The sequence below is a fragment of the Mesotoga sp. UBA5557 genome (genome assembly GCF_002425715.1).
Lineage (GTDB): Bacteria > Thermotogota > Thermotogae > Petrotogales > Kosmotogaceae > Mesotoga.
In genome coordinates, this window is the sequence record NZ_DIMV01000096.1 from 19,191 (window position 1) to 32,389 (window position 13,199).

The 13,199-nt window shown below is 46.2% G+C and carries 13 protein-coding genes and 1 riboswitch; of the genes, 2 read left to right on the forward strand and 11 right to left on the reverse strand.

The window, feature by feature from the left end; genetic code table 11:
* Positions 1-108: 108 nt before the first annotated feature.
* Positions 109-1,077 carry a hypothetical protein gene (locus B3157_RS11905; RefSeq protein WP_292590662.1) on the reverse strand — a complete coding sequence of 323 codons (969 nt, stop codon included), beginning with the start codon at positions 1,075-1,077 and terminating at the stop codon, positions 109-111.
* A gap of 524 nt (positions 1,078-1,601) precedes the next feature.
* Between B3157_RS11905 and B3157_RS11910 the strand changes: the two genes are divergently transcribed.
* Positions 1,602-2,072, forward strand: coding sequence for a YbaK/EbsC family protein (locus B3157_RS11910; RefSeq protein WP_214079550.1), 471 nt, complete (start codon positions 1,602-1,604; stop codon positions 2,070-2,072).
* Here B3157_RS11910 and B3157_RS11915 read toward each other — a convergent pair.
* The 10 genes from B3157_RS11915 to frr all read right to left on the reverse strand — a co-directional run bounded on the left by B3157_RS11915 (position 2,063) and on the right by frr (position 12,593).
* A complete protein-coding gene (locus B3157_RS11915) occupies positions 2,063-2,845 on the reverse strand; it encodes an ABC transporter ATP-binding protein (RefSeq protein ID WP_292590665.1) in 783 nt (260 codons plus the stop codon). The two genes, B3157_RS11910 and B3157_RS11915, sit on opposite strands and share 10 nt — an antisense overlap.
* Positions 2,835-3,827 carry a FecCD family ABC transporter permease gene (locus B3157_RS11920; protein WP_214079549.1) on the reverse strand — a complete coding sequence of 331 codons (993 nt, stop codon included), beginning with the start codon at positions 3,825-3,827 and terminating at the stop codon, positions 2,835-2,837. The genes B3157_RS11915 and B3157_RS11920 overlap by 11 nt, the downstream gene beginning before the upstream one ends.
* Positions 3,824-4,717: an ABC transporter substrate-binding protein gene (locus tag B3157_RS11925; RefSeq protein WP_292590693.1), complete on the reverse strand. Its 894-nt coding sequence runs from the start codon at positions 4,715-4,717 to the stop codon at positions 3,824-3,826. The genes B3157_RS11920 and B3157_RS11925 overlap by 4 nt, the downstream gene beginning before the upstream one ends.
* 44 nt (positions 4,718-4,761) lie before the next feature.
* Positions 4,762-4,922, reverse strand: a riboswitch (cobalamin riboswitch).
* A gap of 2 nt (positions 4,923-4,924) precedes the next feature.
* Positions 4,925-6,721 carry a DNA mismatch repair endonuclease MutL gene (mutL, locus tag B3157_RS11930; RefSeq protein WP_214079547.1) on the reverse strand — a complete coding sequence of 599 codons (1,797 nt, stop codon included), beginning with the start codon at positions 6,719-6,721 and terminating at the stop codon, positions 4,925-4,927.
* Positions 6,722-6,730: 9 nt separating this feature from the next.
* Entirely contained in the window at positions 6,731-7,474 is a 744-nt protein-coding gene (gene rlmB, locus B3157_RS11935; protein ID WP_214079546.1) for a 23S rRNA (guanosine(2251)-2'-O)-methyltransferase RlmB, read from the reverse strand.
* Positions 7,474-7,890: a Mini-ribonuclease 3 gene (locus tag B3157_RS11940; RefSeq protein WP_214060986.1), complete on the reverse strand. Its 417-nt coding sequence runs from the start codon at positions 7,888-7,890 to the stop codon at positions 7,474-7,476. Before B3157_RS11940 ends, rlmB begins: the two co-directional genes overlap by 1 nt.
* Positions 7,877-10,486, reverse strand: a complete 2,610-nt coding sequence (gene alaS / locus B3157_RS11945) for an alanine--tRNA ligase (protein WP_214079545.1) — start codon at positions 10,484-10,486, stop codon at positions 7,877-7,879. The genes B3157_RS11940 and alaS overlap by 14 nt, the downstream gene beginning before the upstream one ends.
* A gap of 12 nt (positions 10,487-10,498) precedes the next feature.
* Positions 10,499-11,353, reverse strand: coding sequence for a phosphatidate cytidylyltransferase (locus B3157_RS11950; protein ID WP_292590670.1), 855 nt, complete (start codon positions 11,351-11,353; stop codon positions 10,499-10,501).
* Complete coding sequence (uppS, locus tag B3157_RS11955) at positions 11,353-12,036, reverse strand: polyprenyl diphosphate synthase (protein ID WP_214079543.1); 684 nt, start codon at positions 12,034-12,036, stop codon at positions 11,353-11,355. Before uppS ends, B3157_RS11950 begins: the two co-directional genes overlap by 1 nt.
* Positions 12,036-12,593 carry a ribosome recycling factor gene (gene frr / locus B3157_RS11960; protein ID WP_180977903.1) on the reverse strand — a complete coding sequence of 186 codons (558 nt, stop codon included), beginning with the start codon at positions 12,591-12,593 and terminating at the stop codon, positions 12,036-12,038. The genes uppS and frr overlap by 1 nt, the downstream gene beginning before the upstream one ends.
* A 154-nt stretch (positions 12,594-12,747) precedes the next feature.
* Between frr and yajC the strand changes: the two genes are divergently transcribed.
* Positions 12,748-13,137 carry a preprotein translocase subunit YajC gene (gene yajC, locus B3157_RS11965; protein WP_099830398.1) on the forward strand — a complete coding sequence of 130 codons (390 nt, stop codon included), beginning with the start codon at positions 12,748-12,750 and terminating at the stop codon, positions 13,135-13,137.
* The last annotated feature ends 62 nt before the right edge of the window (positions 13,138-13,199 follow it).

Genomic DNA, 13,199 nt, shown 5'->3' on the forward strand with positions numbered 1-13,199 from the left:
GGGTTGAACGTTCTTGTGCCGGAAGGTGAAATCAAGAGAACCGCTCTCATTCATTTGAAGAGCGGTTCTCCGTTTTGCTGAAAGTTCAATTCGCCAATGGTCGGATCTTCAATTGGTTTTGTACAGAGCTTCTACAGTCTTTTTTATGTCGGAGTAATTGAGCATCAGTTTTCCGCTTTGCGGCCGATCAGTCTCGAGGCTGGCCTCGTCGACCCAGTAACGGTCTAATTCAATTATAACGCCCTTCGAATCGGCGATGAAAACCCTCTCCTCGCCTGGGAAGCCGTAGAAATCGACCAAACTTCTTTCGTCTCTCAAATAGATATTTTCCAACAGCGCCGCTTCCGGCTCAGCTTGCTCCTTTCCTGTGAGTACCCATAGAACCTTCAGTTCTGCGTACCTCCGGGCGAGATCGATGATTCCGTCCAATCTATACCTTTCGAAAGCGCTCAGAGAACTGCAGTCGCAATCGGTGTATACTGGTTCGAGGACTGTCGCAGGCGAGACTTTGCTGAGAACGATCAGGCTGGGGGACCCCTCGAGAAAGGCCGCATTAAGACTTGGATCCGTCTGGAGAACTCCGGGAATCGGAAGAGGTTGTCCCTTGAGAAATTTTGGCTTCTCCGTCGGAGTCTCCTTAGTCTCCTCAAAGGAGACCTTTTTCCCGTCTTCGGAAACCTCGCCGAGTCTGTATGCCTTGCCGTTCAAAGAGAAGACTTCCCCATGCAGGAAAATCTCATAAGAGTCGTGGATTAGAGCTATTTCGCCGTCGCCGTCCGTATCGACTCCGAAGTAAACCTGGTCGGTATAGTAAAAACCTTTGGGGTCGAGCGTGAAGAGTTTGATCTTTCTTGGACCGTCTTCGGCCCAGACTAACCCCTCCATGTGCTCGTACAAACAGTATCGGATCTCCAGCTCGCCAGTCAACCCCGTCTTTCTGGCTAACAGTTTGACAGATCTTGATTCCCAATAGCCCTCGAGTTCGTAAAAGACTTTGACTCTGGTAATCCACTCGTAGGTCGTTGTGTCTTGGTGGGTCTCCTTGAAGTCCGGTGCGATCGTTGGGTCGTCTAGCACATTGCCATTGTTGTTGGCGTCGATCCACAGGAGGGGGATCCCTTCCGGTATTAGCGCGAATACCGGTCTAATTCCTTTTGTACGGAGTTTCGTATGGCGCCAGCCATTGATTATTGGAAGAAGATGGATTGTCGCATTGAAGGGGATTGACGTTGACTTAAACTCAAGGTTGTGACGATCTGCCTAAAGAGTCAATAGAAAATATGCGATTCTACAGGCATTGTTGGATTTTTTTCGAGAGTGGGCCGGTACTGATGGAGAGAGTGTAAATGAGCTTAAAAAAGCTCTCGCTTGCGACTGTAAATAAGAGTATTCGTGTATCGCATCCATATGATTTTTTTCGATTTCTTAATTGAAGTAATGGAATGATATTTGAATAGAGAAATTTCGCAGAAGGAGTGGACACTTTTCATTTAAGCGAAAGCTTTTTCCGTAGGATTTTCTTCTCCACTTCGATAATGAATTCTCGATTCGACTTTTGGGCTCGTGGTATCATAGTTCAATTCCCTTCCCGGAGGTGTACGATGATCCCAGAAAAGGTGCTTGCAATACTGAAGGCCAACGACCTAAAGTTCTACGAATTTCCCGAAGGAACTACACCCACTGCCACGACGGCTGCGCAGATGTTGAAGGTGAAAGTCGGTCAAATAGCAAAGTCGATTCTCTTCACTTGCAAGAGTGGAAGAGCTTATCTTGTGGTCTGCCCCGGTGATAGAAAGGTTTCACCCTCGAAGCTCAAGATTATAGCCGGGGAGAAACCTCGCCTGGCCGATGAGATCCTAACGCTTAGAGTGACAGGTTTCTCGCCAGGTGGCGTTTGTCCCTATGGACTTTCAGGAGTCAAGATCATTGTCGATCAGTCTCTTCAACAGTATGATACTGTTTTTCCTGCTGCGGGGACTTCCGGTTCCGCTGTCGAGACTAATTTCGAAGAACTTGTAAGGATAACTGGTGCCGAGGCAGCCGATGTCAGCAATCCCATGTCTCAATCGTAGAACACTACCAGTGGCAGCCCACTGACCGGGTTTTGCATGATTTTTGATTTAAGGCCGTAAACCTGCCTAATGATTTCCGGAGTAACGACATCCCAGGCCTTGCCTGAAGTAATTACTCTTCCATTATTGATGAATAAGAGCGTGTCTGAAATCTCTACCGCCTGATTTATATCGTGAAAGATCGCTATTGCACTTAGTCCCTTTGCGCGAACGAGATCAGTCGCGATTTTTCCTACTCTTCTTGCGTGCCCCGGGTCCAGATGAGTTGTGAACTCGTCCATAAGAAGTATCTTTCCTTCCTGGGCAAGAGCCTTTGCGATTATTACTCGCTGTTTCTCGCCTCCGCTGAGCGTGCTGAAGGGACGATCCTTGAATCCGCATACTTCCGTAAGCCTCATCGATTCGTCAATTATCATATAATCCTCATTTGTTAAGTTTCCCAGTCCCCTTAAATGTGGATTTCTTCCAAACGAAACAATAGTCTCAACTTTCAGATCGAACGACGGTTCGAAGCTCTGAGGTATGTAAGATACTATTCTAGCCAGTTTTTTCGTTGAGAGACCGTGAAGATCTTCTCCCGTGATTTTCACAAGTCCGTTCCAGTTCTTTCTAATTCCACAGATAACACCCATCAGAGTTGATTTTCCGCTCCCGTTTGGTCCAAGTATTCCAAGCACTTCACCGTGCCTGAGTTCCAGATCGATTCCACTCAGAACCTCTTCCTTTCCATAACTGAAATGCAGATCTCTTACCTGTATTGGATCAACCATCATTAGCCACTTCCCTGCTTCTTAGAAGATATATGAAGACGGGAGCGCCTACCAGGGCAGTCACTGCACCGATTGGGAGTTCCGTGGGTTGAAAGAGCGTTCTCGCAATGGTATCGCAGACCACCAGAAAAACCCCGCCGAAAATCGCGGTTGCAGGAAGGTTCAGCTTGCTGTCAGTGCCAAAGGCAAGCCTAACCATGTGGGGTATAACAAGCCCCACAAAACCAATCAAACCGGCTGTTGAGACTGCAATTGCCGAAACGATTGATACGGTGAAGAATACCAGGAACTTTATGCGCTCCGGGTGAACTCCGACGGTTATGGCGTGTTCTTCTCCGGCTGCCATTATTATCATTCTTCGGCGAATTATCGTGAACAAAGCATACTGAAGAATAATTATCGGAAGCAGTCTGAAAAAATCATCCCAGGTAACACCCGAAAGAGAACCGAGAGACCAGAAATGCAAGGTAATAACATTTCGCCAGGCAAATACGACAAGAAAAGTCACCGCCGCGTTGAAAAGAAAGGAGACTATTACTCCGGAAAGAACCAGTGTTGTTATAGGGATTCTCCCTCCTCTTCGGGAAATCGTATAGGTCAGGAATGAAGAAAACAAGGCAAAGACAAAAGCAAGGAGATCCATGTTCAGCGATATTCTGCCAACATCTCTCAAGAACAAAGACAAAACAGCTCCAAAGGAGGCCCCCGCCGATATGCCGATAATATATGGGTCTGCAAGGGGATTCTTCAGAGTAAGTTGAAGTCCATTTCCACTTACCGCCAACCCTGAGCCGATCAGGAAAGCCACTAATAATCTCGGCAGTCTGAGATTCACGTAGATACTGGAAGCTGGTTCCGAAGAGTCTCCAAGAAATATGCCGAAAATCTCATTCAACGAATAATTGACTGTTCCGAAACTCGAGAGCCACAGCATCCCAAGTACGGATGCTGTGGAGAAAAACGCGAAAAGTGCAGCGCGTTTCAATAGAAGAATTCCTTCAACGTCTTCACGAGGACTACAAAATCAGGGTTTGCATATGCGGTTAGGCCGTCGTAAAGCGGGTAGACTCGGTTATTCTTCACTGCAGGAAGATCTGCAAAGGGTTTGTAAGAAGTTATCATTTTTACCGCCTCTTCCTGACCGCCTTCGTAATAGTATGGCACAAGAATTATGTCCGGCTGGGAGTTAAGAACGAATTCAGGACTGACGGGAAACCATCCATTATTTCCGCTGTAAGGTGCTCCGATGTTTGCCCCACCGGCATATGCGATCGCCTGGTTAACGAAAGATCCCGTTCCGCAAGTCCAGATATCGCTTACCTCACCGACTATCATTATGTACACAACTTTGGGCTTCTCACTCTGTGGAACATTATAGGAGTCTTTTGCGATTTCAAGAACCTCATCTCTGAAGTTCGTCGCCGTTATCCTTCCTTTGTCAGGTATGCCGAACAAATTGCCAACAACCATTAGATTCCTGTAGATATCCTCGAAAGAGTTCGGATTCATTACGAAGGCAGAGATCCCGATCTTCTCGAGCTTGGCAACTTCCGCCTCTTGAAAGCCACCAGAGATCATTACCAGATCAGGACCAAGAGAGAGAATCTTCTCAAGGTTGAGAGGAACGAGATTGCCTATTTTCTCCACTTCATTCGATAAGGCATACGGGTCCCAGTCAGTCACTCCTACGATCCTGGATGATACACCCAGAACTTCGAGATATCTGGTGATCGCAGGAGAAGCTATGACAACCCTATCGGGTGGATTGTCAATCGCCACGAGTCTTCCAAGATCATCCACGATTTCAAATGCAAGTGACAGAACACAGAACAGTACCATAAAGCCGACTGCAAAAAACCTCTTCAAAAAACTCACCTCTTCTGCAAGGAATTTCACCACCCCTCTGCCTCGGAAGGATGGTGATATCTGAGCCTCACACAGGTCTCCTGACTTGCGGATCAATCTACTGTCTGCGCCTTCCCGGTTGCCCAGTGGCATGTGCAGAGTTCGTACCGCTTACAGTGGCGGGACCGTACCGGATTCACACCGGTTTCCCTTGATGTGAAGCATTGTTTCTGAGAGCTATCTGGAGAAGTATCTGTCCAGATCCTCCAGCCTTATTACCATGGATATCGGTCTTCCATGGGGGCATACAAGAAGATTCTTCTCCTTCAACTCTTCAAAAAGAACTTCAGCCTGCCCTATGTCAAGTCTGTTTCCAGTCCTTACTGCCGCTTTACACGCTATAGAGGCCAAAAGATTATCGAAAACCCTCTCGGGAGTTTCAAGACCTTCCAACCTCATCTCGTCTAGAATTTCCTCGAGTGTATCTATTGCACCCTCCGTCTTAATGACTTGAGGAATGGATACCATTATTATTTTATCATTGCCGAAATTGAAAGTGAACCCAAGTTTCTTCAACGCTTCCTCTCTCGCGATAATCAGATCCATTTTGGACCTCTCGAGATTCAGCTCAAGCGGCATGAGAAGATTCTGAGGGGAGATCTTCTTGCTTTCTTTTAGAGCCTCGAAAATGATCCGCTCATGAGCGGCATGCTGATCGATCAACAAGAGACCGTCCTCGGATTCCGCAATCAAATACCGTTCTCCGAAGACACCAATGAAGCTTGCTTTTACTCCCCCGCTCTTTTCTTTGGTTGCTGATTGTTCGCGCTCTTCAGCAGGAGTAAATGATCTGAAAAGCTGACGATCTAGTCTGGACTTCGCATAAGTGTCGCTCGCACTGTTATCAAAGACTCTCTGGTCCCTCCAGGAGTGTTTTATTCCGCGATCCCTTATTAAATGCTCCTGATCAATGTCTGAGATCTCTCTCCGTTCAACCGATCTTCCGGCGGCGCTCTCTTCGCTATGAACCACATCGATTGTGAAATGACCGGCGCCTTTAACGGCAGACCGTACAGCCCTCTTCACCTGATCCAGAACGGATGAAGTAGACGCAAATTTCACTTCGAGCTTCTGTGGATGGATGTTAACATCGACTTCGTGAGGATCGATATCGATAAAGAGAACTGCAAAAGGAAAATTCCCCTTTTGAAGAGTCTCTCCGTAACCCCTCTCGAGAGCATAATTCAGTTCGAATTGCCTAACATATCTGCCGTTCACGAAGATGTTTTCACCCATTCTATTCTTTCTTGTGCGATTTGGAAGTGTAACAAAACCCCGTATCTTTATTTCTGCCGAGCTTTCCAAAACTGGTATCAAGTCTTTTTCAGAAAGCCCTGGATAGATAAGTGCAGCTCTGGCCTCGACCGATTCAAGGCCCCTTGTATCGAATATCACTTGAGAATCCCGAGAATAAGTGAAATCGATCTTATCAAATGCGAGTATGAACCTCTGAACCATCTCAGTTACCATTCGGCCTTCAATTGAAGCGGATTTCAAGAACTTCCTTCTGGCGGGCGTGTTATAGAGAAGATCGTAGACTTCGACCGCAGTTCCATTTGAACCGCTGAGAGGTTTCTCTCCTATGATATCGCCTCCGGCAATGTCGAGAGCCACCCCAAGTTCCTCTGTATCTGAGACGGTTGACAGCCGCATGCGCGACACCGAGGCTATCGTTGAAAGGGCCTCTCCCCGGAAGCCGAATGTGAGAAGAGTATCGAGATCATCTATGGAGACAATCTTGCTGGTAGTATGAGGCAGAATAGCAACGCTTGCTTCTTCTCTGGTCATCCCTCTTCCGTTGTCTCTTACCATTATGTATTCTTTTCCGCCCGATTTGATCTCAATTTCAATAGCCGTTGCACCGGCATCTATACTGTTTTCCACCAGTTCTTTCACTACGGAAAAGCATCCCGTTACGACTTCACCTGCGGCAATCTTTCTAACAACATCGGACGACAGTTCGCGTATTCTCATTAGTTTTGTTCACGCTCCTCGTACGGCGAGCTGGCGTCGTCTGTCGAATAAGATAATAGCCGCAGCGGCAGCGACATTCAGTGAATCTACCGTTCGCTCCATGGGAATCGAAATGAGAACGTCGCTTCTCTCTTTCACCAACCGCCTGACTCCTTTTCCCTCATTTCCGAAGATTATCGCCGATTTGTCAGAATATTCGTTTTCGTAATAAGGGATTCCGTCCATATCTGAAGCGTATATCCAGAATCCTCTTTCTTTGAGAGATTTCTCAAATTGCGCCATATTGACTATCTTGATTACCGGGATACTAAAGGCAAGTCCTGCAGAGACCTTTACGACTGCCGGAGTAATTTCTGCAGAGTTGCTCGAAGTGATTGCAATGGCATCGGCCCCGACCGCAACCGAAGTCCTGATAATCGCTCCAAGATTATGTGGGTCCTGGATCTGGTCTAAAAGCACAATGGTTGCTGTGTTCTGTTTTTCAAGAATATCGAGCATTTTTTCGGAATCCACGTATGAGAACTCCTTGAGATCAATCACCACTCCCTGGTGCTTCTTCTCTCGGCAGAGATTTGCGAGTTTTTCCGGGGGCATCTCTTCTATTTTAAACCCCTTAGCTTTCGCTTCATTGGCAAGTTCTAGCAACTGAGAATCGACATTCTTCTGATTGGTAAAGAGTATTCGTTTGATTCTTAATAGTGACGAGTCGATTCCAAGCAGTTCTTTCAGAACATTTCTGCCATGGAGATACATTAAATCACCCTTTCGAGCAGATCTTTTATCCTTTTGACTCTTCCCTCAAGGAATAGATGACCAATAAGGACCTCGAGAGCGGTAGCCATTCTATAATCCTCGTCGTCCCCATGTTTTTTCGAGCCTCTTGAATTGTAACCCCGTCTGACGATCTTCCTCTCCTCTTCATCGAGAAGTCCTTCGATTTCTTCGAGAGCCTTTTTCTGACCAGGAGCGCTTACATAGTCTTTCACAATATCGTGCTGATGACCTGCCCTCCGATGCGCCTGCGGGAGAGTCTTCAATCTGAAGTAAAGAGTGTACACTGCATCTCCCACAAAGGCAAGACTGTCAAGGGAAAGCTTGTCGGGAGCGGCTGAGACGGCAAAGAGGCTGCCTAAGGAGGCATCGTCAAACTCATTATTAAAGGTATTCATCGATCCTGTCTATGATGGCTTCCAATTTTGAAACATCCTTTCCACCTGCCTGGGCGAAGTCTGGCCTGCCTCCTCCTCCTCCTCCCAGGTCGTGGGCTATCTTCTTTGCGATTTCTCCTGCCTTGAACCTGTCAGTAAGTTTCTTCTCGACCTTCACGACGAAAGAAACAGAATCTTCCAGTTCATTGAAGATAATAACTATGCCGCCATTTTCCTTGCTGAGGAGGACATCTGCACCGTTTCTCAAAGCGCTGGACGGCGCGTTCTCTACTCTTCTGATAAGCAGATTGACGCCTTTGGCCGTCATTCTCTTATCTTTCATTAGTGCATCGCCAGAAAGTAGCTTCTCTTTTAATCTGACAATCTCCTGGCCGCCCGACTTTAGTTCGTCGAGTATGCCCTGAAGCCGCTGAATTATTACATCCTCAGGAACTTCAAGTACTTCTCTGATTGTCTTCTGTCTGTTGAAAAGGTTGCGGAAATATTCGAGCGAAGTGGTTCCGGTTATTGCCTCAATTCTCCTTGTTCCGGCCGCTACGGAGGTCTCCGAGAGAATCTTGAAGAGGCCGATTTCTCCGGTGTTGTTTACATGAGTTCCTCCGCACAGTTCTCTGCTGAATCCCTCTACAGTGATTACTCGAACCTTGTCGCCGTACTTTTCTTCAAAGAGGGCCATTACGTCTTCACCCTTTATTTCATCGAAGCTCTTCTCTGCCTTTTCGACTGGTTTTGCTTTGAGGATCTCTTCGTTAACCATGTTCTCCACTTTATTTATCTCATCGGTTGACAAAGACTGGAAGTGTGAGAAATCGAAGCGCAATCTGTCAGGTAGAACCAGTGAACCAGACTGATGAATGTGGCCTCCTATGATTTTTCTGAGAGCTGCGTGCAGCAAGTGAGTGGCAGTGTGATTTCTCATTATTGCTTTTCTTCGGTCTGTATCTACAGTTAGCCTGGCTTGATCCTTCACCCGCAGGGTTCCTTCTTCGACTGAAATTCTGTGGACTATCATCTCTTGATAAGGAATGAACACACTCTCAACTCTAGCCAGTGCTGTCTCGGTCTCGATAAGCCCGGTGTCCGTTACCTGCCCGCCTCTTTCGGGATAGAAGGGAGTCTTTTCAAGGATGACGTCTCCAGTCTCTCCTTCTTCAAGGACTTCCACTGCATCGCCGTCCTTTAAAATCGCGACTATGGTCGATCTGTCTTCAAGTCTCGAGTAACCTGTGAATTTTGAATTGCCAGTCGTTGGAAAGATACTGGAGTAGACCTCGATGTTTCCCAGATATTTCCTGTCTCCCAGCGCCTCTCTTGCCCTCTCCCTTTGTAACTTCATTTCTCTTTCATAACCTTCTTTGTCTAGTGTAACACCGGTATCTGCAACGATCTCTTCGACAAGTTCCAATGGAAATCCATAAGTGTCGTGAAGAATGAACAACTCGGAGCCAGACAGTTCCTTCTTATCTACTAGAATTGATTTAAGCCTCTTCTCGCCGTTCAGCAGCGTTGAAAGAAATCTCTCCTCCTCTTTCATTATGATTTCCTGCGTAAACGAAAGCCGGTTTTTTAGCTCTGGGTATACGTTTCCCATCTGTTCAGCGACCGTCTCCACTATTCTGTAAAGAAATGGAGAATCGTAGCCAAGTAAAGAACTGTGCCTCACAGCCCTCCTTAGGACTCTCCTGAGCACGTAACCCCTTCCCTCATTGGAAGGTAAGACTCCGTCGGAAACCATGAATGCAATTGATCTCGCATGATCTGCGATAACTTTGATCGAGACATCGGAGATTTCCTTCTCCTTGTACTTGACTCCCAGAAGCTCTTCAATCTTCCTGATTATGGGTATGAACAGATCAGTATCGAAGTTTGAGTCGACATTCTGAAGAATCGAGGCAGCTCGTTCAAGCCCGAATCCGGTATCGATATTCTTTCTTTCTAGATAGGAGAGATTTCCTTCCTCATCCTGGTTGAACTCAGTAAATACAAGATTCCAGAATTCAAGGAATCTTCCGCAGTCACAAGCAGGACTGCAGTTTTCGGGATCAGGGCAGTTGTTTCCGTAACCTCTGTCTATGAAAATCTCTGAATCAGGTCCACAAGGACCCGAAGGGCCGGCTGGTCCCCACCAATTATCCGCCTTCCCAAGCCTAACAATCTTCTTCTCGGGGACTCCGACTTCATCTCTCCATATTGAGAACGCTTCATCGTCATCTAGGTAAATCGAAACCCATAGGAGCTCATCCGGTAGAGCCAAATGCTCCGTAACGAACTCCCAGCCCCACTTTATTGCTTCTCTCTTAAAATAATCTCCAAACGAGAAGTTTCCAAGCATTTCAAAAAAAGTCTGATGTCTGGGAGTTCTACCAACATTTTCGATATCGTTGGTTCTCACACACTTTTGACAAGTTGTGACTCTCTTGTATGTGGCTTCGACTTTTCCCCAGAAGATTGGTTTGAAAGGAACCATACCGGCAACAGTGAACATCAGTTGTGGATCGTTAGGGATAAGAGAAGCACTCTGTATTCTTTTGTGGTCCTTCGATTCAAAGAAGTTGAGATAACTCTCCCTTATCTCAGCTCCGGTCATGAATTTCATTGGTTAGCCCCCTTAAGTCAAAAGAGTAAGGAATATATAGAACATGGGTGTTACAAAAAGAACACCATCTATTCGATCTAGCATACCACCATGGCCGGGAAGTAGATTACCGGAATCTTTAACGCCGTGATACCTCTTGAAAGACGACTCCACAATGTCTCCGATAGTGCCAAATACGGATACAACAACCGCCAGAACCATGAAATGGGGTATCCCGAGATCGGGTCCGTTGTAGAGTCCTACGAGCTTACTCATAGAGACGAAAAGCAGCATGAAGAGAAGCGTGGTCACATATCCTCCGATTACACCTTCGAGACTTTTCTTAGGGCTATAACTTGGAGATATTCTGATCCGACCGAAGCGTTTACCTATGAAATAAGCTCCCGTGTCGAAGAGCCACACCGATGTGAGAGCCATCAAGGCCATTGAAGAACCAAATCCTAGATAGATGTGATAGAAAAACGCTAAATCGAAACCAACATAGATTAATGAGAACACAGAATTGGCGATAATCTCTTTGGCACTTCTAACATCGGACACTGTTACTATCACCACAGACGCAAGTGCAATTACCCCCACTGCGAAAATCAGTTCAGGTATCGGAGTAAAAGTTTCAACATCGTTGAACCTGTCAAGCAGAATCCCGTATATGACGATTATTGCAGGAATCATACCTGACAGGGCAATTCTAACTGTCTGATGATTACTGTCCTTCAGGCTGAACTTCAAGTATTCGTAGTTCGAAAAGAGAACAACGGCAGATACCAGACCAATGAAGGAGTAGTAATTTGCGAAACAGAGAACCACGAAAGGTGCCACAACTGCAGCCGTAACTATTCTGATATTTGTCTCCGAGATCTTCTTCATCAGCTCAATGCACCAAACCTTCGCTTGCGTTTAGAGTACTCATCCAATATCCTCTCAAATTCCTCTTTCTCGAAATCAGGCCACAAGGTTCTTGTGAAGAAGAGCTCACTGTAAACCGACTGCCAGGTTAAGAAGTTGCTTATTCTCTTTTCCCCAGAAGTCCTTATTATCAGGTCTGGTTCAGGCACATCGGGGAGATACAAGTTCTCTTCTATATCCTCTTCAGAAACCCTATCCTTTCCGCTCTCAATAACTCTGTTGACTGAATCGACAATCTCTGCCCTTCCTCCATAATTCAAAGCAACTATAACATTCAGTTTCCTGCACAGTGAAGTTTTCTTCTCGATTTCTTTTGTGAACTCGTTGAGTTTCTGAGGGAGTTCATTCAATCTTCCAATGAAGCGCATCCTCACTCCCTCTTCCAGCATACTGCCGAGCTTGCTGCTTATGTAAATGAGCATCAGTTGGAAAAGAAAATCTATTTCTTGCCTGGGTCGTCTCCAGTTTTCCGTTGAGAATGCATAGAGAGTTACATAACTAATACCGAGATCGGCACACCAATGAGAGGCGGAGTCTGCAATTTCTGCCCCCTTCTTGTGCCCCTCAATTCTCTCGAGTCCTCTCCTCTGAGCCCAACGGCCGTTTCCATCCATTATGAAAGCAACGTGAACGGGAAGGGGCATTAAAACTCCATGATCTCCTTGCTCTTCTTCTCGAAAGCCTTGTCCATTTCTTCTATGTACTTGTTCGTAAGTTCCTGAATATCCTCCTCAAATTTCTTCAGGTCATCTTCGGTCATTTCAGAAGCCTTCTCAAGATCTCTAGCTTCCTTTATCGCGTCCCTTCGAATGTTTCGAATCGCTATTTTACCCTTTTCCGAATTGTCTCTTGCGAGCTTCACCCATTTTTCTCTCTGTTCCGTTGTCGGTATAGGGAAATTCAGCTTAATGTTTGCTCCATCATTAATTGGTGTAAGGTCTAGTTTTGACGCAAAGATGGCCTTTTCAATCTGACTGAGAACGGTCTTATCCCAAGGCTTAATAATCAGTGATCTTTCTTCAGTCACGGTGATTGTCGCCATCTGATTGATCGGAGTAAGGACCCCGTAATAATCGACTTTTACAGACTCAAGAAGGGCAGGAGAAGGTCTACCCGTTCTCATCTGACCGTACTCTTCAACGATCTTTTCAACACTTTTTTTCATTCTGCTTTCGGCATCTTTTAGCAGGCTATTCATGATCTTCCTCCCTTTCTTCCATTCGTCAACGGAATTATATCATGTAAGACTTTTCGTATTATCAGCGACTGAACTCCAAAAAGGCTTGTTAGTTGAATTGGATAGTCTATTCTGGTAAAATCATACAGGTGCTCTAACCATGACAGGAGGTATGTAAATGTTTTCAATCCTTAGTTTCATAGCATATGCCCCGGCCGGAGATGTAGCGGCTCCTTCGGCGGATGCTGGGGCTTCAACCGGGGGCTTTTCGGGGATTATTATCTGGCTAGTCCTAATGGTTGCCTTCTTCTACTTCTTGATAATTATGCCTCAGAGAAAGAGGGATAAGCAGTTCAAGCAGATGATGGAGAAGCTTAAGGTTGGTGATAAAGTCGTCACGGCCGGCGGAATAATCGGGAAGATTACCATGATAAAACCGGATAGTCTCAGGATCAGGACCGGCACCGGTACGGAACTGGACGTCACAAGAAAGGCGATCGCCGTTGTAGTGAACAAGGGCGAGAATGAAAAGGAAGAAGTAGAACCCGATGTAAACGTTAAGCAGTAATAGTTTCAGTTATATTCGTAGATATTGGAAGGGGGTGTCTGTCCGAGTCTTTCGGGCAAAGT

What these genes read in the sequence shown, in the direction of transcription:
- B3157_RS11910 (WP_214079550.1), top strand. Translation starts at nt 1,602, where the DNA reads ATGATCCCAGAAAAGGTGCTTGCAATACTGAAGGCCAACGACCTAAAG.
- B3157_RS11915 (WP_292590665.1), bottom strand. Translation starts at nt 2,845, where the DNA reads ATGATGGTTGATCCAATACAGGTAAGAGATCTGCATTTCAGTTATGGA.
- mutL (WP_214079547.1), bottom strand. Translation starts at nt 6,721, where the DNA reads ATGAGAATACGCGAACTGTCGTCCGATGTTGTTAGAAAGATTGCCGCA.
- rlmB (WP_214079546.1), bottom strand. Translation starts at nt 7,474, where the DNA reads ATGTATCTCCATGGCAGAAATGTTCTGAAAGAACTGCTTGGAATCGAC.
- B3157_RS11940 (WP_214060986.1), bottom strand. Translation starts at nt 7,890, where the DNA reads ATGAATACCTTTAATAATGAGTTTGACGATGCCTCCTTAGGCAGCCTC.
- alaS (WP_214079545.1), bottom strand. Translation starts at nt 10,486, where the DNA reads ATGAAATTCATGACCGGAGCTGAGATAAGGGAGAGTTATCTCAACTTC.
- B3157_RS11950 (WP_292590670.1), bottom strand. Translation starts at nt 11,353, where the DNA reads ATGAAGAAGATCTCGGAGACAAATATCAGAATAGTTACGGCTGCAGTT.
- uppS (WP_214079543.1), bottom strand. Translation starts at nt 12,036, where the DNA reads ATGCCCCTTCCCGTTCACGTTGCTTTCATAATGGATGGAAACGGCCGT.
- yajC (WP_099830398.1), top strand. Translation starts at nt 12,748, where the DNA reads ATGTTTTCAATCCTTAGTTTCATAGCATATGCCCCGGCCGGAGATGTA.